This is a genomic window from Paraburkholderia tropica (assembly GCF_014171495.1).
Lineage (GTDB): Bacteria > Pseudomonadota > Gammaproteobacteria > Burkholderiales > Burkholderiaceae > Paraburkholderia > Paraburkholderia tropica.
In genome coordinates, this window is the sequence record NZ_CP049135.1 from 964,463 (window position 1) to 981,522 (window position 17,060).

Here is a 17,060-nt window from a genome sequence, read left to right on the forward strand (position 1 = left end):
GTGATAGATGTCGAAGGCAAAACGGCCGTCCCTTGGGACGGCCGTTTTTTTGTTCCTGCCTGAGCGTTCTGGCTACGCGTATTTCCCACGCCCAAACGCCAGAACCCCGGCTCTCTTTCTGGAGAAGCCGGGGTTCTGGACGTACTGCATAAGAAGCCTGACGATTACCTACTTTCACACGGGCAATCCGCACTATCATCGGCGTAGAGTCGTTTCACGGTCCTGTTCGGGATGGGAAGGGGTGGGACCGACTCGCTATGGTCATCAGGCATGACGGGTTGCTGCGTCGCCTTTGGGGGCGCCACAGCCAATCTGGAAGAAGCGTAAAGAGTTTTTACTGAATTCGGGTTGTGTTGTTTATATCGGCACAACACTGATCTCTCAACCGTGCGCTTTGCCCCCTGCGGGGGTGGGATGCCCGTAAGTGCTGAAGCACTAACGATCATCGCAAAACACACCTGTTATAGGATCAAGCCTTACGGGCAATTAGTATCAGTTAGCTTAACGCATTACTGCGCTTCCACACCTGACCTATCAACGTCCTGGTCTTGAACGACCCTTCAAGGGGCTCGAAGCCCCGGGGATATCTCATCTCAAGGCGAGTTTCCCGCTTAGATGCTTTCAGCGGTTATCTCTTCCGAACATAGCTACCCGGCGATGCCACTGGCGTGACAACCGGTACACCAGAGGTTCGTCCACTCCGGTCCTCTCGTACTAGGAGCAGGTCCCTTCAAATATCCAGCGCCCACGGCAGATAGGGACCAAACTGTCTCACGACGTTTTAAACCCAGCTCACGTACCTCTTTAAATGGCGAACAGCCATACCCTTGGGACCGGCTACAGCCCCAGGATGAGATGAGCCGACATCGAGGTGCCAAACACCGCCGTCGATATGAACTCTTGGGCGGTATCAGCCTGTTATCCCCAGAGTACCTTTTATCCGTTGAGCGATGGCCCTTCCATACAGAACCACCGGATCACTATGACCTGCTTTCGCACCTGCTCGACTTGTCAGTCTCGCAGTCAAGCACGCTTATGCCATTGCACTATCAGCACGATTTCCGACCGTACCTAGCGTACCTTCGTACTCCTCCGTTACCCTTTGGGAGGAGACCGCCCCAGTCAAACTGCCTACCATGCACTGTCCCCGATCCGGATTACGGACCAAGGTTAGAACCTCAAACAGATCAGGGTGGTATTTCAAGGACGGCTCCATGCAGACTAGCGTCCACACTTCACAGCCTCCCACCTATCCTACACAAACCGGTTCAAAGTCCAATGCAAAGCTACAGTAAAGGTTCATGGGGTCTTTCCGTCTAGCCGCGGGGAGATTGCATCATCACAAACACTTCAACTTCGCTGAGTCTCGGGAGGAGACAGTGTGGCCATCGTTACGCCATTCGTGCAGGTCGGAACTTACCCGACAAGGAATTTCGCTACCTTAGGACCGTTATAGTTACGGCCGCCGTTTACCGGGACTTCAATCAAGAGCTTGCACCCCATCATTTAATCTTCCGGCACCGGGCAGGCGTCACACCCTATACGTCCACTTTCGTGTTTGCAGAGTGCTGTGTTTTTATTAAACAGTCGCAGCCACCAGTTTATTGCAACCCCTTCACCCTCCTGGCGCAGGCCAGTCAAGCTACAAGGGCGTACCTTATCCCGAAGTTACGGTACCAATTTGCCGAGTTCCTTCTCCCGAGTTCTCTCAAGCGCCTTAGAATACTCATCTCGCCCACCTGTGTCGGTTTGCGGTACGGTCACTGTTGAACTGAAGCTTAGAGGCTTTTCTTGGAACCACTTCCAGTTGCTTCTGCTCCGAAGAGCATGGCCTCGCACCCTTGAATTCCGCGCCCGGATTTGCCAAAGCGCCTTCTCCAATGCAAGGACCGGGACTTCCAACACCCGGACAACCTTCCGCGATCCGTCCCCCCATCGCATTCAACAATGGTGCAGGAATATTGACCTGCTTCCCATCAGCTACGCATTTCTGCCTCGCCTTAGGGGCCGACTCACCCTACGCCGATGAACGTTGCGTAGGAAACCTTGGGCTTACGGCGAGGGGGCCTTTCACCCCCTTTATCGCTACTCATGTCAGCATTCGCACTTCTGATACCTCCAGCACGCTTTTCAACGCACCTTCGCAGGCTTACAGAACGCTCTCCTACCATGCACATAAATGTGCATCCGCAGCTTCGGTATATGGCTTAGCCCCGTTACATCTTCCGCGCAGGACGACTCGATCAGTGAGCTATTACGCTTTCTTTAAAGGGTGGCTGCTTCTAAGCCAACCTCCTGACTGTTTTAGCCTTCCCACTTCGTTTCCCACTTAGCCATATTTGGGGACCTTAGCTGGCGGTCTGGGTTGTTTCCCTCTTGACACCGGACGTTAGCACCCGATGTCTGTCTCCCGTGATTGCACTCTTCGGTATTCGGAGTTTGCTATGGCGACGTAATCCGCAATGGACCCATCAACCATGACAGTGCTCTACCCCCGAAGGTGATACACGAGGCACTACCTAAATAGTTTTCGGAGAGAACCAGCTATTTCCAGGTTTGTTTAGCCTTTCACCCCTATCCACAGCTCATCCCCTAACTTTTCAACGTTAGTGGGTTCGGTCCTCCAGCACGTGTTACCGTGCCTTCAACCTGGCCATGGATAGATCACCTGGTTTCGGGTCTACACCCAGCGACTGAACGCCCTGTTCGGACTCGCTTTCGCTACGCCTGCCCTATTCGGTTAAGCTTGCCACTGAATGTAAGTCGCTGACCCATTATACAAAAGGTACGCCGTCACCCCTTGCGAGGCTCCGACTGTTTGTATGCATGCGGTTTCAGGATCTATTTCACTCCCCTCCCGGGGTTCTTTTCGCCTTTCCCTCACGGTACTGGTTCACTATCGGTCGATCACGAGTATTTAGCCTTGGAGGATGGTCCCCCCATCTTCAGACAGGATTTCACGTGTCCCGCCCTACTTGTCGTACACCTAGTTCTTCCTCGCTGTTTTCGCCTACGGGGCTATCACCCACTATGGCCGCACTTTCCAGAGCGTTTGGCTAACAACGAAGATAAAGAGTACAGGCTGATCCCATTTCGCTCGCCACTACTTTGGGAATCTCGGTTGATTTCTTTTCCTGCGGCTACTTAGATGTTTCAGTTCGCCGCGTTCGCTTCGCATGACCTATGTATTCAGTCATGGATACTCCATACGGAGTGGGTTTCCCCATTCGGATATCGGTGGATCAAAGCTTGTTTGCCAGCTCCCCACCGCTTTTCGCAGGCTACCGCGTCCTTCATCGCCTGTGATCGCCAAGGCATCCACCACATGCACTTGTTCGCTTGACCCTATAACGGGTGTGTCTCATGATCCCCGGAGGAACCACTCAATCCACTCGCTACAGGTTGAGTATTCGTGTTGCGCCGTATTTCAAGGCAATCTTTCGATCACTTAAAAATACATTGATACAATCACAACCCTGATTCACTTACTTGCACCCATCTCTAAGTGCTTTCAGATGAATCTCTTTACTACTTCTTCCTGATTGTTAAAGAACGACAGCCGACATGGTTTTACTCACATCGCTCTGACTGGCTCAATCGCCAATGCGTAATACCCGGCTTGTGTTTCACCGGACACTAGGCATTGAGGATTGGTGGAGGATGACGGGATCGAACCGACGACCCCCTGCTTGCAAAGCAGGTGCTCTCCCAGCTGAGCTAATCCCCCAGTCATGCATACTTCAGGGAACTGCCCGTCAGACCAGTTGGTGGGTCTGGATGGATTCGAACCATCGACCCCCGCCTTATCAAGACGGTGCTCTAACCGACTGAGCTACAGACCCCTGAGTCTGTCTTTATTACAGCCGACAAGTGTGAGCGCTTTGATACGCGAGTGCGTGAGCTCTGGAAAGGAGGTGATCCAGCCGCACCTTCCGATACGGCTACCTTGTTACGACTTCACCCCAGTCATGAATCCTGCCGTGGTGACCGTCCTCCTTGCGGTTAGACTAGCCACTTCTGGCAAAACCCACTCCCATGGTGTGACGGGCGGTGTGTACAAGACCCGGGAACGTATTCACCGCGGCATGCTGATCCGCGATTACTAGCGATTCCAGCTTCACGCAGTCGAGTTGCAGACTGCGATCCGGACTACGATCGGTTTTCTGGGATTGGCTCCACCTCGCGGCTTGGCAACCCTCTGTTCCGACCATTGTATGACGTGTGAAGCCCTACCCATAAGGGCCATGAGGACTTGACGTCATCCCCACCTTCCTCCGGTTTGTCACCGGCAGTCTCCCTGGAGTGCTCTTGCGTAGCAACTAGGGACAAGGGTTGCGCTCGTTGCGGGACTTAACCCAACATCTCACGACACGAGCTGACGACAGCCATGCAGCACCTGTGTTACGGCTCCCTTTCGGGCACTTCCACCTCTCAGCGGAATTCCGTACATGTCAAGGGTAGGTAAGGTTTTTCGCGTTGCATCGAATTAATCCACATCATCCACCGCTTGTGCGGGTCCCCGTCAATTCCTTTGAGTTTTAATCTTGCGACCGTACTCCCCAGGCGGTCAACTTCACGCGTTAGCTACGTTACCAAGTCAATGAAGACCCGACAACCAGTTGACATCGTTTAGGGCGTGGACTACCAGGGTATCTAATCCTGTTTGCTCCCCACGCTTTCGTGCATGAGCGTCAGTATTGACCCAGGGGGCTGCCTTCGCCATCGGTATTCCTCCACATCTCTACGCATTTCACTGCTACACGTGGAATTCTACCCCCCTCTGCCATACTCAAGCGATGCAGTCACCAATGCAGTTCCCAGGTTGAGCCCGGGGATTTCACATCGGTCTTACATCACCGCCTGCGCACGCTTTACGCCCAGTAATTCCGATTAACGCTTGCACCCTACGTATTACCGCGGCTGCTGGCACGTAGTTAGCCGGTGCTTATTCTTCCGGTACCGTCATCCCCCGGCCATATTAGGACCAGGGATTTCTTTCCGGACAAAAGTGCTTTACAACCCGAAGGCCTTCTTCACACACGCGGCATTGCTGGATCAGGCTTTCGCCCATTGTCCAAAATTCCCCACTGCTGCCTCCCGTAGGAGTCTGGGCCGTGTCTCAGTCCCAGTGTGGCTGGTCGTCCTCTCAGACCAGCTACGGATCGTCGCCTTGGTGAGCCTTTACCTCACCAACTAGCTAATCCGCCATCGGCCGCCCCTATAGCGCGAGGTCCGAAGATCCCCCGCTTTCATCCGTAGATCGTATGCGGTATTAATCCGGCTTTCGCCGGGCTATCCCCCACTACAGGACACGTTCCGATGTATTACTCACCCGTTCGCCACTCGCCACCAGGTGCAAGCACCCGTGCTGCCGTTCGACTTGCATGTGTAAGGCATGCCGCCAGCGTTCAATCTGAGCCAGGATCAAACTCTTCAGTTTAAACCTGTTACTGTTTTCGGTTCTCTCGAACCGGTCGCTCACTCAAAGCTGACAGGTATCTGAATTACTTCAAAAACCTGACTTACTTTAGTGTGAGACTCTTGATACTTTTGCTTCTCCTGACCGGCTCCGAAGAACTAGTCAGGTCGCATCACCTATCAAGCGCCCACACTTATCGGCTGTAAATTTTTAAAGATCGCGTCGCCCAAACTGCCCGGTTCGACTGCCGCACCGTAGTGCGCTGTACTACCCGGCGTTTGCTGCGTTGCTGCGTCAGCAGCAGAGAAACGAGATTATGAAGTCTCTTTTTCGTTTCGTCAACATCTTTTTTTACGTCGCCGCTTAAAAAGCTTGCTGATCCTGCGAACCCGCTCGTTTCGTCGCGGGCTTCGCGCTGCGGTGTCAGTGACATCGAATTGCGAAGGAGGCGAATTCTAGTCACACGCATGACACATTGCAAGCGGATTTTTTGGTATGTCATGCGTGGCGCGCCATCACGCGTTCGACGATACGTAGATAGTGATCGAGATCGGGCGTCGGCTTTCCCGCCACCTTGGCGAGATCGTCCCAGCGGCGCAGGCGCACCGCATCGTCGGCGTAAGGGCGCGCGGCGAACTCGCGTGCCGCCGCCACATCGAAAATGCCGCCTTGCAGCTGCAGGCTGCGCACCGAGTCCGGCGAGAGGCAACGGAAATACGCGCCGTCCGTCGCGCACAGATAGCGCTTCGCATCGACGTGCAGCTTGATCGGCTCCAGCACCGCATCAGGCAGCACCGGGCGCAGGAAGGGCAGCGCATAGTATTGATGCAGGTCGTCGATGCCGCGTTCGGTCGGCGTTTCGCCCTGATGATTCAGCAGATGCCCGAGGTCGTGCAGAAAGGCCGCCGCCACCAGTTCCTCGTTCGCGCCCGCCTCCTCGGCCAGCGCACCGCTCTGCAGCGCGTGCTCGAGCTGCGTCACCGGCTCGCCGCTATACGCCTGCTCGCCGTGCGATTCGAACAGGCTGCGGATATCGTCCAGACTCAGTGCCATGCTTCTCCACCTCTTTTCACGCCAACCTCGATCTCGACGATGACGACACCGGCGCCGCCATCGCCTTCCATACACACATAACAACTAGTCCTGCGCGCGCATCAACGCGGCTGCTTCCTCGGCGTCGCGCGACGCAAGCGCATTGAGGATCGCCCGATGCCGCGCATAGGAGCGCTCGCGCGCCGCGTCCGTCAACGCATCGCGTGGCGACAGCCGCCATTCGCGCACCGCGCGCCGATACGCCTCGTGCAATTTCGCGTTGCCCGCCGCGGCCACCAGTGCATCGCGGAACGCCTCGCGCGCTTGCGCATAGAGTGCGTCGTCGGTGCGGGCCAGCGTGTCGCGCATGCGATCGAGCCGCGCGCGCAGATCGGCGACCTGAGCCGCGTCGATACGCGCCGCCAGCGCGCGGCACGCCGCTTCCTCGAGCACCGTACACAGCGCCGCGAGTTCGCCCGCCTCCGCGCCCGAGACGCGGCGCACGAACACGCCGCGATGTTTCTCATTGCGCACGAGGCCGGCCTGTTCAAGCGCGCGAAACGCCTCGCGCACCGGTCCGCGCGACACCTGCAGGCGCGCCGCCCAATCGGCCTCGACGAGCTTCGCGCCCGGTTCGAGCTGCCCCGCCGCAATACAGCGCTCGATCTCGTCGCGCACGAGATCGGTCAGCGAGTGCTGGCGCAGCAGCGCGAGCGGCGTCGTCACCGCGGATCGGGACGACGATCGCGTCTGAGCGCCGCCGCCCCACTCCGCCTGCGCCTCATCGCGTCTGTCTTTCGACACGCTCGCCTCGTCCTCGTCACCCACTTCGCGTCGTTCCCTTGCATCGCGTCCGCTGTGCCTGTCGGGCGCGTCGAGCCACAGCGCATCCATCGCATCCCTCGCGTCAAGCCGCGCGGCGGCGCGGCACGCGCGCCGCGATCAGCAGCAGCGCCGCCAGCGACACGATCAGCAAGATCAGCGACAACGCCGACGCCGGCAGGTAATACCCGCGCTCGACCGCACCAACCACGACGATCGGCACCGTCTGGAATCCCGGCGGATACACCGTGAGCGTCGCGCCCAGTTCGCCGAGCGAGAGCGCAAAACCCAGCGCGAGACTCGCGCGGATCGCCGGCACGAGCTGCGGCAGCACCACGCGGCGCAGCACCATCGCCGGCGGCGCGCCGAGACTCGCGGCCGCTTCGCGCAGCACCGTCAGCTCGGGACGCAGCGCCGCCGACGCGCAGCGATAACAGAACGGCAACACCAGCGCGAGCTGCACGAACACCACGATGGCCGCCGAACTCGACAGATCCACGGGCGCCTTGTGATACGCGATCAGCACCGCAAGACCGAGCACCACGCTCGGCACGCCGTTAGGCACCATCGCGAGCGTATCGACAACGGCCCCAAGCCCCTTGCGATCGCGCCCTTCGAGCGCCAGTGCGAGCCACAAGCCGAGCGCCGTGCCGAGCACGGCCACGCCGAAGCCCACTTCGAGACTCGTGACGAGCGCATCGAAATCGGTCGAACCGAGCCGCTCGAACCAGCGCGTGCTGTAGCCGTCGGGCAGGATCGTGCCCGACCAGTGCGACGCCACGCTCGACAGCGCGACGACGATCACCGGCAACACGAACAGCCAGAAGCACAGCAGCGCGGCGAACGCGACCAGCAGGCCGCCCGCGAGGCGCGACGCGAAACTGCGTTCGACAGGCCGCGCGCGTCGATGCTTCGGCGGCAGCGCGACGCTCGCGCCTTCGCTAACCGGATTAGTTGACATTGCGCGCGCCTCCATGACTGCGTCGATTCACGCGCCGGTACAGCGCATACAGTGACAGCGACATCGCCAGCATCACGACCGCGCCCGCGGCGGCGGTCGGCAGGTCGAGATCGACGGTTGCCGAGCTATAGATCGCGACGGGCAGCGTGACGAGATGCGCGCTGCCGAGCACGAGCAGAATGCCGAACTCGTTGAACGTCAGCAGAAAACACAGGATCGTGCCGGCGGCGATGCCCGGCCACGCGAGCGGCAGGATCACGCGCGCGGCGACCATGCGGTTGTTCGCGCCGAGACTGCGCGCGGCTTCGATCAGCCGCATGTCGAGCAGCGAGAACGCGGCGAGCGTCGGACGCACCACGAAGGGCGCATAGAACACGACTTCCGCGAGCACCACGCCGCCAATGCCGAACAGAAAGTCGAGCGGCGGCGACTGCAGATGGAACAGGCGCTGCAAGCCGATGCTCACCGAGCCCTGCGAGCCGTACAGAAAGATCAGCGTGAACGCGACGAGAAACGACGGGAACGCCACGAACAGTTCGAGAAAACGCGTGACGAGCTGCGCGCCCGGAAACGGCTTGAAGAACAACATCGCCGCGATCGCCACGCCGAGCAGCGAGGCGAGGCCTGCGCTCAGGAACAGGATCCACAGCGTCGTGCCGATCACGCCGCGCGAATCGGGATTGCCGAAGAAGCTCGCGTAAGCGCCGAAGCCGAGACCGTGCGCGCCCGTGAGGCTCAGCAGCACGAGACGCACGAGCGGATAGACCACCAGCGGCCCGAGCACGAACACCAGCAGAAACGCGATGTGCCACTGCGCGCGGCGCTCGCGGCGGCGCACGGCGGCCGTGTGCGCCTGAGCACCCGGCAGGTCGAACGGCGCGGCGGCGGCCGCACTCGAATCAGGGGTTGATAAGGACGACATCGTCAGCCTCGTAACGCAGGGAGACGCGCATGCCTTTTTCCGGCGTGATGCCGTGGCCGCGCTGCAGGGTGACGAGCACCGGTTCGTTCGGCATCGCGTCGAGCAGCACCGGCACGGACAGCACCGAGCCATACCATTCGACCGATTCGATCGTGCCGTGCAACTGCCCTTCGCCGAGCGGCACGATGCGCAGGCTTTCGGGACGCAGGCAGGCGAGCTTGTCGCGCACGTCGTGACGCGCGTCGCCGACCGGGAACGCCACGCCCGGCGGCAGCAGGTTCGCCGCGCCCAGATAACGCGCGACGTAGGCGTCGTTCGGCGTGTCGTAGAGTTCCTGCGGCGTGCCGAGCTGCGCGATGCGGCCGTCACGCATCAGCAGCGTGCGGTCGGAGAGCACCAGCGCGTCGTCCTGATCGTGCGTCACACAGACGATCGTCAGGTCGGGCAGACGCTCGTGCAGCGCCTTGAGTTCGCTGCGCACCGACGCGCGCAGATTGGCGTCGAGCGCCGAAAGCGGTTCGTCGAGCAGTAGCACGTCCGGCTCGATCACGAGCGCGCGCGCCAGCGCCACGCGCTGCTGCATGCCGCCCGAGAGTTGCGCGGGCATCACGTGGCCCTGATCGCCGAGTTGCACGAGCTTGAGCGCGTCGGCCACGCGGCGCGCGATCTCGCGCGACGGCACGCGGCGCGCCTTCAGCCCGAACGCGACGTTCTCGAACACCGACAGATGCGGGAACAGCGCATAGCTCTGGAACAGCAGCCCGAGATTGCGCTGATGCGGCGGCACATGCGTCAGATCGCGGCCGGCGACGGTCAGCGTGCCCGCCAGCCCGTCGGCTTCGATAAAACCCGCGATGAAGCGCAGCAAGGTGGTCTTGCCGCAGCCGCTGCGGCCCAGCACGGTCAGCAGTTCGCCGCGCCGGATCGTGAGCGAAAGGTCGTTCAGCACCGTGCGCGCGCCGAACCGCACGCTCAGACGATCGATCTGCACGCCGGCCGCGCCGTGCGCGCCCGCCGTATCGCTTAGACCGGACACATCCGGCATCGCGCGGGCCATCTCGGCCGACGCCAGGGTTGCGGTATTCACCGGTTCATCTCCACGTATGACTCGATGCAGGCGCGCGCGGCCACGCGAGGCGGCCGCGCGCAACGAGCCTGCTCACTTCGGCTTGACGACTTCGATCTGCTTGCCCGACGAGCCGATCACATCGTTCTTCCAGCGCGTGGTCCAGTCGGCCTTCTTCGCCATGACCTGGTTCCAGTCGACCGGAATCAGCTTGACGCCCTCGATCGCCTGCTTGACGGCCGCGCCGTTCTTGCCCGACAGCGCCACGTCCGTGCGGCCCGGAATGCCGAAGATGTCCGGCACCTTCGCTTGCACGTCCGTCGACATCAGATAGTCGATCAGCTTTTTGCCTTCCGCCTGGTTCGGACCGTTCTTGATCAGGCCGATCGCGTACGGCAGCTGGAACGTGGTCGGATGGCCGTTCGCGTCGGCGGCGAGGAAGATCGGCTTGAGCGAGAGACCGCCGTTGGCCGCGTCGTCGAGATCCATCTGCAGGTCGCCGTTGGCCACCGAGATTTCGTTACGCGAGAGCAGCACGTCGAGGTAGCCCGTGCCCTTCGTGTGGAACTTGGCGCTCTGTTCGAGCTTCTTCAGATAGTCGAACGCCTTGTCTTCGCCCATCAGCGAGGTCGTGAGGATGATCACGGCCATGCCGTCGCCGGCCGTGGCCGGATTCGAGTACGCAACCTTGCCTGAGTAGTCCGGATGCAGCAGGTCGGCGAAGGTCTTCGGCTGGTTCTTGACGACGTCGGGGTTGATCGCGAACGAGAAGTAGTTGTTCACGAACGTCGCCCACGAACCGTCCGTCGCCTTGGCGATGGCCGGCACGTTCTTGTAGTTCACGCTCTGGTACGGCTGCAGCAGGCCGCTTTGCTGCGCCTGCTGGATGAACGGCGGCAGCGTGACGATCACGTCGGCCTTGGGCGAATCCTTTTCGACGTTGGCGCGGTTCACAACTTCGCCGCTGCCCGCCGTCACGATGTTGACCTTCACGCCTTCCTGCTTCTCGAAAGCGGGCAGCACGTCGCGGTAGAGATTTTCCAGGCCGTCGGCCGTGTACAGCACGACTGCGCCGGCGGCATGGGCGCTCATCGCGGCGCCCTGGAGCAACGTCGCGGCGACCAGCATCGGCAGCGCCTTGCGTGCAAAACCGGCGCGAGGGGAATTCCTGTGGTTCATGTCACTCTCCGAAGGCAAAAACCAGTGGCTCGGGGATACCCGATGCGTATGTGTCGTTGATCGTGTCGTCGACCGGATGATCGTTCGTGCAATCAATCCGCTCGAGCGTCGGCGGACTGCGCCGCCTGCCCTGCCCGACCGGTGCGCCGCGCGGATTGCAGATTGTCTGCAATCCGTCGTCGCCGCTCCGGTGCGTCGGGCCGAACAGCACGCCGGGAGGTCGTCCCTGTCGCGCGCCGGCCCCGTCTGAACGGGCCCGGCAAGAATCACAGGTTTTCGTGACAGGGCCATGACGATTGTGGCGTTTGTCAAAAAATTCCACAATTCGCCAAAAATCCCCATATCGGCGGATGTGCGGAATCCCCACGCGAGTGCGTGAATCTCACCATCGAAGGGCGGAAAAGGCGATGTGGCGCGCACCGCGCGGCGTCAGACGGGGCGCAGCGGCAAGGCGGAAAAACGGGCGGCGAGGAAAGCGCCGGGACAGGAAAACGCGGCGGCGTTCAGGCGATGACGAGTTCGGGTCCGCGCGCTTCGATCGCGCGCGCGACGGTCTTGTCCGGCGCGAGTTCGGTGATGACGTAGCGCGCGCGTTCGAAGCCGTTGATGCGCACGGGCGTCATGCGGCCGAACTTCGAGTGGTCCGCGACCACGATCGCACAGGCAGCCGCCAGCAGCATGCGGCTGCGCACCTCGGAGACCATGCGCGAGTAATCGGTGAGCCAGCCGTCGGCCGTGATGCCGCCCGCGCCGACGAAGGCGTAATCGGCGTGATATTGCGAGAGCTGCTGCACGGTATCGAGGCCGAAGGTGGCTTCTTCGTGATCGGACAGTTCGCCGCCGAGCAGCGTCACGCGGTTTTCGTTGCGGCGACCCAGCAGCAGCGCGATGCGCCAGTCGTTGGTGTAGACCGTGAGGCGATGGCGATCCGTGAGCGCGCGTGCGAGCGCATGCGTCGTACTGCCCGAATCGATGATGACGGACGCGCCGTCGGGCACGAACTCTGCTGCGCGCTCGCCGATCGCGCGTTTGGCGCTGGCATTGGCGGCCTCGCGCACATCGAGATCCGGCTCGCTGCGATCGCTCGACAACGCGCCGCCGTGTGTGGTGACGAGCAGTCCGCGGCCCGCGAGCGTGTTGAGATCGCGGCGGATGGTTTCACGCGACACGCGCAGCTCGCGCACGAGATCCGCCACCGAGAGCGCCCCGTTCCGGTTCACTTGCGTAAGGATGTATTGGTGACGTTGTTCTGCGAGCATCTGGGTGGGACGCGCGGCGCGCGTGGAAATCTGAAAAGGCCGCCGTATTGTATTACGGGGCCGTGCGGCGACGGGCCGGGCCGCACCGGCGCGATCCGTCACGCATGGCGCATCGCTCGCCTCGCCCATGTCGTCGCACCTGGCAAAACCGGCACTGCCATCGCGCGGCCATCCCTGCTAATCTCGTGTGGCCGTCCGGACGCCGGACGGTCCCTGTTTCGTCGATAGCCGATTTCATGCTTGCACGACTTCGCCAACTGCGTCTCCTGTTTTGCGCGCTGCGCTACGGCATCAGACTGATCTGGCTCGCGGCGCCCGAGCATCACAAGTTGCACTGGATCCTCTCGCTTGCCGCGCGCATGCGCGAGGACGAGCGCCTCGCCGCGCGTCTGTCCGGCGTGCTGGCGAAGCTCGCGCCGATCGCGGGCGCCTTCGCGCAGACGCTCAGCGCGCGTCCCGAACTCGCCACCATCACGTTGCACGACGCGATCGACGCCATCGAGCATTTCGAGGATCCGCTGACCGGCGCCGAACTCGACGCGGCCCTGCAACGCGCCTTCGGCAAGCCGGTGCAGACGCAGCTCGCCTGGATCGATCCCACGCCATGCCACAACGGCTGGTGCGAGCAGACGCACGTCGCGCGTCTCGCGCAGCCGATCAACGGCCATCAGCTGGTGACGGTGCGCCTGCTGCGCACGCAGCAAACCGTGCAGGTCGACGACGACGCCGCGCTGCTGTGCGGCGTCGCGCGCTGGCTCGAACGGCTCTCGAGCGGCGCGCGACGGCTGCAACTGCGCGCACTCGCGCAAACGCTGCGCGAGGATCTGCAACGCCGCTTCGATCTGCGCGCCCAGGCCGCGAACCTGAGCCAGAGCGGCCACCATCTCGCCGACGACACGCGCGTGCTCGTCCCCGACGTGATCTGGGACCTGTGCACCGCGCAGACGCTCGTGGTCCAGCATATCGACACGGTGCGCGCAACCGATGTGATCGGTCTCGCCGAGCATCGCATCAACGCGGCGAGCGTGGCCGCGCATCTGATCGAAGTGGTCACGCAACAGGCGTTCGAGCACGGCTTCTTTCATGCGGCGCTCGATGCGCGCCGCGTCGCCGTGAGCGTCGAGCCCGAGACGCGCGGACGCCTGATCTTCGCCAGCGCCGCGCTGATGACGAGCCTGTCGTCGCCCGAACGCGAGTTCTTCGTGCATGGCGCGACAGCGCTGTTCGAACAGGACTACGCGCGGCTCGCGGAACTGCATCACCACGCGGGCCACGTGCCGGCGCACGCGCGCACCGAGCGTATCGAAGCCGAACTGCGCACACGCAGCGAAGCGCATTTCGCCGACGATTCGAGCGAGCGCAGCGCGGGTGCGCTGTTTCATCATCTGCTGCATGCGGTGCAGCCGTTTGGCGGCGAGGTGTCGCCGCGTCTTGCCGCCGCGCAGCGCGCCTTCGGCGAGGCCGAGACGCTTGCGCGCACGATGCATCCGGATGTCGATGCGTGGAGCATCGCCAAAACGACGCTCGGCGATATCGCGAGGCGCGATCTCGGCCATCACGGCTGGATCAAGCGGCTTTCCCAGGAACTGCCGCATCTCGCGCAGATCGCGCCGCGCGTGCCGCAGCTTGTTTATCACTTCATGAACCGGCACGCGAACGTCGCGCATGGACAGCCCGGTGCGCACGCAGGGACATCAGCGGGGATTCTGGAGTCGCTGCGCCGTGAACATCGGCGCACGCGCGCGCTGTTGATTGCGTGTGCCGTGAGCGGCGTGTTCATCGGCGTGGCTGCGACGCTGGTTTCTTTCTAGTTTCTTGCGGATTGCCGGAAGCGCGTCCGGACGCACACGCTGACGCGTTCCCACGCGCTCCTTCGCGTTCACTCTCGTTCACTCTGATCGCGCATTCAAACGTCGCTTGCCGCGGAATCAGCGCCCGCGCTAACGGCTCTGCCCCGCCGCGCCGTGCAGACCCTTGGCTGTTAGTTGCGATTCAAACCCACTCGCCACGCGTCGCGCGAAAACCACCAATGCAGTCCTGAACAAGACCGCCGCTGCCGCACCGCGCGATACTCCGGGCCTTTCGAACCCCGACGCGCCGCCCGCGGCGCTCCCCGCTCCCTTCACCGATGCTCGCTTCGCTCGCTCCCGCCCTCTTCGTCGCCTTGTGGTCGACGGGTTTCGTCGTCGCCCGCGCCATTGCGCCCTACGCCGATCCCAACCTGTTCCTGCTCGCGCGCTTCGCGGGCACGGCCGCGCTGTTCGCCTGCATCGCGCTGGCGATGCGCGCGCCCTGGCCGCGCGGACGCGAAATCGGCAAGCATCTGTTCGCGGGCGCGCTGCTGCAGGGCGTGTATCTGGGCGCGGGTTACTGGGCCGTCGCGCAAGGGCTGAGCGCGGGCGTGATGGCGCTGCTCGGCGCGCTGCAGCCGCTGCTGACCGCCACGCTCGCCGCGCCGCTGTTCGGCGAGCGGATCTCGACGCGGCGCTGGCAAGGCATGTCGCTCGGTCTCGCGGGCGTCGTGCTCGTGCTGATGCCGAAGCTCAGCGCGGCCTTCCAGCACGCCAGCGTGAGCGCCAATGCCAACGCCGATCTGTCCGGCGCGCACGCGAATCCGCTGCTGGTGGTGGTTGTCGCCGTGCTCGCGGTCGGTGCGATCACGGCGGGCACGCTCTATCAGAAGACGTCGCTCGCCCAAGCCGATATCCGCAGCGCGAGCGCCGTGCAGAACGCGGGCGCGGCGATCGTCGCGGCGCTGCTGGCGCTCGCGCTCGGCGAGCATCGCTGGATCGGCTCGGCGACCTTGTGGATATCGCTCGCGTGGGGGATCGCGATGCTGTCCGGCGCGGGCGTGACGCTGCTGGTCTGGATGGTGCGGCACGGCGATGCCGCGCGCGCCACGGCGCTGCTCTATCTCGCGCCGCCGCTCGCCGCGCTGGAAAGCTGGCTGCTGTTCCGCGAAACGCTCGCGCCGATCCAGATCGCGGGCTTCGGCGTGGCGCTCGCGGGCGTGCTGATCGCGCGACGCGGCTGACGTCGTCGTGTGACGTCAGCGCTGGCCGACAACACCACGCGCGGCCCGCAAGACGCAGCGCCGCGCGTGTCCCCAGGCGGACGCCTCAGCGCCTCAATCCGCCGTATCGCCGCCCTTCGGCACCTGCGCGTGCGCCTTGCTGCCCGGCGCGGGCGCCCAGGCAGGCCGCTTCTTGCGCGCCGAATCGATCACGACGATAAAGCGCCCCGCCCACGGCGTGATCTGACGGTCCGAGTGCAGCACCCAGAGCGACTTGCCCGACTCGACGAGCGCCTGATATTCGGCGTCGATGATGCCGTGATGGTCGATAAAGCGATTCAGCGTCGACGGAATCCGCACGCAGCCCTTCGAGTGGCGGATGCCGAGCAGCGGCTCGAGGCGGTCGGGATCGGTCGCGTGCATCTGGAAGCGCATCGGCGACACGCCGCCCTTGCCCCAGCCGCGCTCGCCATCGACCCAGCCCAGATCGTAGATGCGCATGTCGCGCGCGCCGTAGCCGCGAATGCCGTTCTGGTTCATCGTGCCTTCCGCGCGGAAGTCCATGTTCGACGGCGTGTGATTGAACACACCAAGCGGCGTGAGAAAGTGATCGAACTCGCCCGGACGGCCGGTCGCGACCGGCGACGCACCGATCATCTGCCAGGGATCGTCGGGCATGGCGCGAAAATAAACGAACAATGCCTGCACGTTCGCATTGCGATCAACGAGGATGACGTATTCGCCCGCCAGCGCGCCGAGGTCCTTTTCGTCGAGGGCGTCCTGCAGGCGCTGGCCATAAGCGCGCTGGTCGGCAAGCGGCACGCGCAGGCGGCGCTTCACCTCGCGCGCAAAGTCGTCGCGCAAGGCGAGCGCGCGGCGGGTTTCATCGGCGGCCTGCTCCGGCGTGAGCTTCGGATGCTCGGGCAAGACAAGCGGCGCGGGACCGGCGGCCTCGGGCGCGGACGCGTTCGCAGTCGCGCTGGCCGCCGCGTTCGCCGCCGAAGCCGCGCTGGCCGCACTTGCGGCGCTCGCTGCGGCGACATGCGCACCCGACGCCGCATGCGCGGCGCTCGCAGCCATCAAGGCACTCGCGGCAGGCGCCATGGAAGCCGCCGCCGTGGGCGCAGTGGAATGCGGTGCGGAAGCGGGTGCGGCCTGAACCGCGCCCGACGTTACGCGCGGCCCCGAGGCCGCGGCGGGACCGGCCGCCCAGGCGCTCGCCACCGTCCAACCCGCCCAACCCGCGCAAACGGCCAGGCGCCATGCACGACGCGCCGACACGCAGCGCGACAGTATGAATTTCATCGAGAACCCGGCTCTTTATGCGTTTTGACTGAAGTAGATGCAACTGGCATGGCACCGCAATTCCGGTGCCGCAGCCGCTTCG

At 62.9% G+C, this 17,060-nt stretch carries 12 protein-coding genes, 2 tRNA genes and 3 rRNA genes; 2 read left to right on the forward strand and 15 right to left on the reverse strand.

Annotation, left to right across the window (positions count from 1 at the left end):
• Positions 1-155: 155 nt before the first annotated feature.
• The 14 genes from rrf to G5S35_RS19185 all read right to left on the reverse strand — a co-directional run bounded on the left by rrf (position 156) and on the right by G5S35_RS19185 (position 12,660).
• A 5S ribosomal RNA gene (gene rrf / locus G5S35_RS19120) occupies positions 156-269 on the reverse strand.
• A 196-nt stretch (positions 270-465) separates the two neighbouring features.
• A 23S ribosomal RNA gene (locus G5S35_RS19125) occupies positions 466-3,345 on the reverse strand.
• A 306-nt stretch (positions 3,346-3,651) separates the two neighbouring features.
• Positions 3,652-3,727 (reverse strand) — tRNA-Ala (locus G5S35_RS19130).
• A gap of 38 nt (positions 3,728-3,765) precedes the next feature.
• Positions 3,766-3,842, reverse strand: a tRNA-Ile gene (locus G5S35_RS19135).
• Positions 3,843-3,907: 65 nt separating this feature from the next.
• Positions 3,908-5,440, reverse strand: a 16S ribosomal RNA gene (locus G5S35_RS19140).
• Together the 16S, 23S and 5S rRNA genes with 2 tRNA genes alongside form the textbook arrangement of a ribosomal RNA operon.
• 172 nt (positions 5,441-5,612) lie before the next feature.
• A complete protein-coding gene (locus tag G5S35_RS19145; protein WP_183038860.1) occupies positions 5,613-5,921 on the reverse strand; it encodes a hypothetical protein in 309 nt (102 codons plus the stop codon).
• Positions 5,918-6,472, reverse strand: a complete 555-nt coding sequence (locus G5S35_RS19150) for a phosphonate degradation HD-domain oxygenase (protein WP_080180316.1) — start codon at positions 6,470-6,472, stop codon at positions 5,918-5,920. The genes G5S35_RS19145 and G5S35_RS19150 overlap by 4 nt, the downstream gene beginning before the upstream one ends.
• An 84-nt stretch (positions 6,473-6,556) precedes the next feature.
• Positions 6,557-7,177 carry a GntR family transcriptional regulator gene (locus G5S35_RS19155; protein ID WP_237181453.1) on the reverse strand — a complete coding sequence of 207 codons (621 nt, stop codon included), beginning with the start codon at positions 7,175-7,177 and terminating at the stop codon, positions 6,557-6,559.
• Positions 7,178-7,358: 181 nt separating this feature from the next.
• Positions 7,359-8,234: a 2-aminoethylphosphonate ABC transport system, membrane component PhnV gene (gene phnV, locus G5S35_RS19160; RefSeq protein WP_080180319.1), complete on the reverse strand. Its 876-nt coding sequence runs from the start codon at positions 8,232-8,234 to the stop codon at positions 7,359-7,361.
• On the reverse strand, positions 8,224-9,156 hold the full coding sequence (locus G5S35_RS19165) for a 2-aminoethylphosphonate ABC transporter permease subunit (protein WP_065057759.1): 933 nt from the start codon (positions 9,154-9,156) through the stop codon (positions 8,224-8,226). The genes phnV and G5S35_RS19165 overlap by 11 nt, the downstream gene beginning before the upstream one ends.
• A complete protein-coding gene (gene phnT, locus G5S35_RS19170) occupies positions 9,134-10,213 on the reverse strand; it encodes a 2-aminoethylphosphonate ABC transport system ATP-binding subunit PhnT (RefSeq protein WP_110329961.1) in 1,080 nt (359 codons plus the stop codon). Before phnT ends, G5S35_RS19165 begins: the two co-directional genes overlap by 23 nt.
• Positions 10,214-10,315: 102 nt before the next feature.
• Positions 10,316-11,401 (reverse strand): 2-aminoethylphosphonate ABC transporter substrate-binding protein, encoded by a 1,086-nt coding sequence (gene phnS / locus G5S35_RS19175; RefSeq protein ID WP_080180314.1) that lies wholly within the window; start codon positions 11,399-11,401, stop codon positions 10,316-10,318.
• A 1-nt stretch (position 11,402) separates the two neighbouring features.
• Positions 11,403-11,612 (reverse strand): hypothetical protein, encoded by a 210-nt coding sequence (locus G5S35_RS19180; RefSeq protein ID WP_080180313.1) that lies wholly within the window; start codon positions 11,610-11,612, stop codon positions 11,403-11,405.
• 292 nt (positions 11,613-11,904) lie between these two features.
• Complete coding sequence (locus G5S35_RS19185; protein ID WP_065057756.1) at positions 11,905-12,660, reverse strand: DeoR/GlpR family DNA-binding transcription regulator; 756 nt, start codon at positions 12,658-12,660, stop codon at positions 11,905-11,907.
• A 236-nt stretch (positions 12,661-12,896) separates the two neighbouring features.
• Here G5S35_RS19185 and G5S35_RS19190 point away from each other — a divergent pair, with 236 nt between their 5' ends.
• Together G5S35_RS19190 and G5S35_RS19195 are read left to right on the forward strand one after the other, a co-directional pair.
• A complete protein-coding gene (locus G5S35_RS19190; RefSeq protein WP_183038861.1) occupies positions 12,897-14,471 on the forward strand; it encodes an ABC1 kinase family protein in 1,575 nt (524 codons plus the stop codon).
• Positions 14,472-14,788: 317 nt separating this feature from the next.
• Entirely contained in the window at positions 14,789-15,694 is a 906-nt protein-coding gene (locus G5S35_RS19195) for a DMT family transporter (protein ID WP_080180311.1), read from the forward strand.
• A gap of 93 nt (positions 15,695-15,787) precedes the next feature.
• Here the strand turns inward: G5S35_RS19195 and G5S35_RS19200 are convergent, their stop codons facing one another.
• Complete coding sequence (locus tag G5S35_RS19200) at positions 15,788-16,978, reverse strand: L,D-transpeptidase (protein ID WP_080180310.1); 1,191 nt, start codon at positions 16,976-16,978, stop codon at positions 15,788-15,790.
• Between the last annotated feature and the right edge of the window lie 82 nt (positions 16,979-17,060).

Coding starts and splice junctions, on each gene's coding strand:
- G5S35_RS19145 (WP_183038860.1), bottom strand. CDS start 5,921: ATGACATACCAAAAAATCCGCTTGCAATGTGTCATGCGTGTGACTAGA.
- G5S35_RS19150 (WP_080180316.1), bottom strand. CDS start 6,472: ATGGCACTGAGTCTGGACGATATCCGCAGCCTGTTCGAATCGCACGGC.
- phnT (WP_110329961.1), bottom strand. CDS start 10,213: ATGGCCCGCGCGATGCCGGATGTGTCCGGTCTAAGCGATACGGCGGGC.
- G5S35_RS19190 (WP_183038861.1), top strand. CDS start 12,897: ATGCTTGCACGACTTCGCCAACTGCGTCTCCTGTTTTGCGCGCTGCGC.
- G5S35_RS19165 (WP_065057759.1), bottom strand. CDS start 9,156: ATGTCGTCCTTATCAACCCCTGATTCGAGTGCGGCCGCCGCCGCGCCG.
- G5S35_RS19200 (WP_080180310.1), bottom strand. CDS start 16,978: ATGAAATTCATACTGTCGCGCTGCGTGTCGGCGCGTCGTGCATGGCGC.
- G5S35_RS19195 (WP_080180311.1), top strand. CDS start 14,789: ATGCTCGCTTCGCTCGCTCCCGCCCTCTTCGTCGCCTTGTGGTCGACG.
- phnV (WP_080180319.1), bottom strand. CDS start 8,234: ATGTCAACTAATCCGGTTAGCGAAGGCGCGAGCGTCGCGCTGCCGCCG.
- phnS (WP_080180314.1), bottom strand. CDS start 11,401: ATGAACCACAGGAATTCCCCTCGCGCCGGTTTTGCACGCAAGGCGCTG.
- G5S35_RS19185 (WP_065057756.1), bottom strand. CDS start 12,660: ATGCTCGCAGAACAACGTCACCAATACATCCTTACGCAAGTGAACCGG.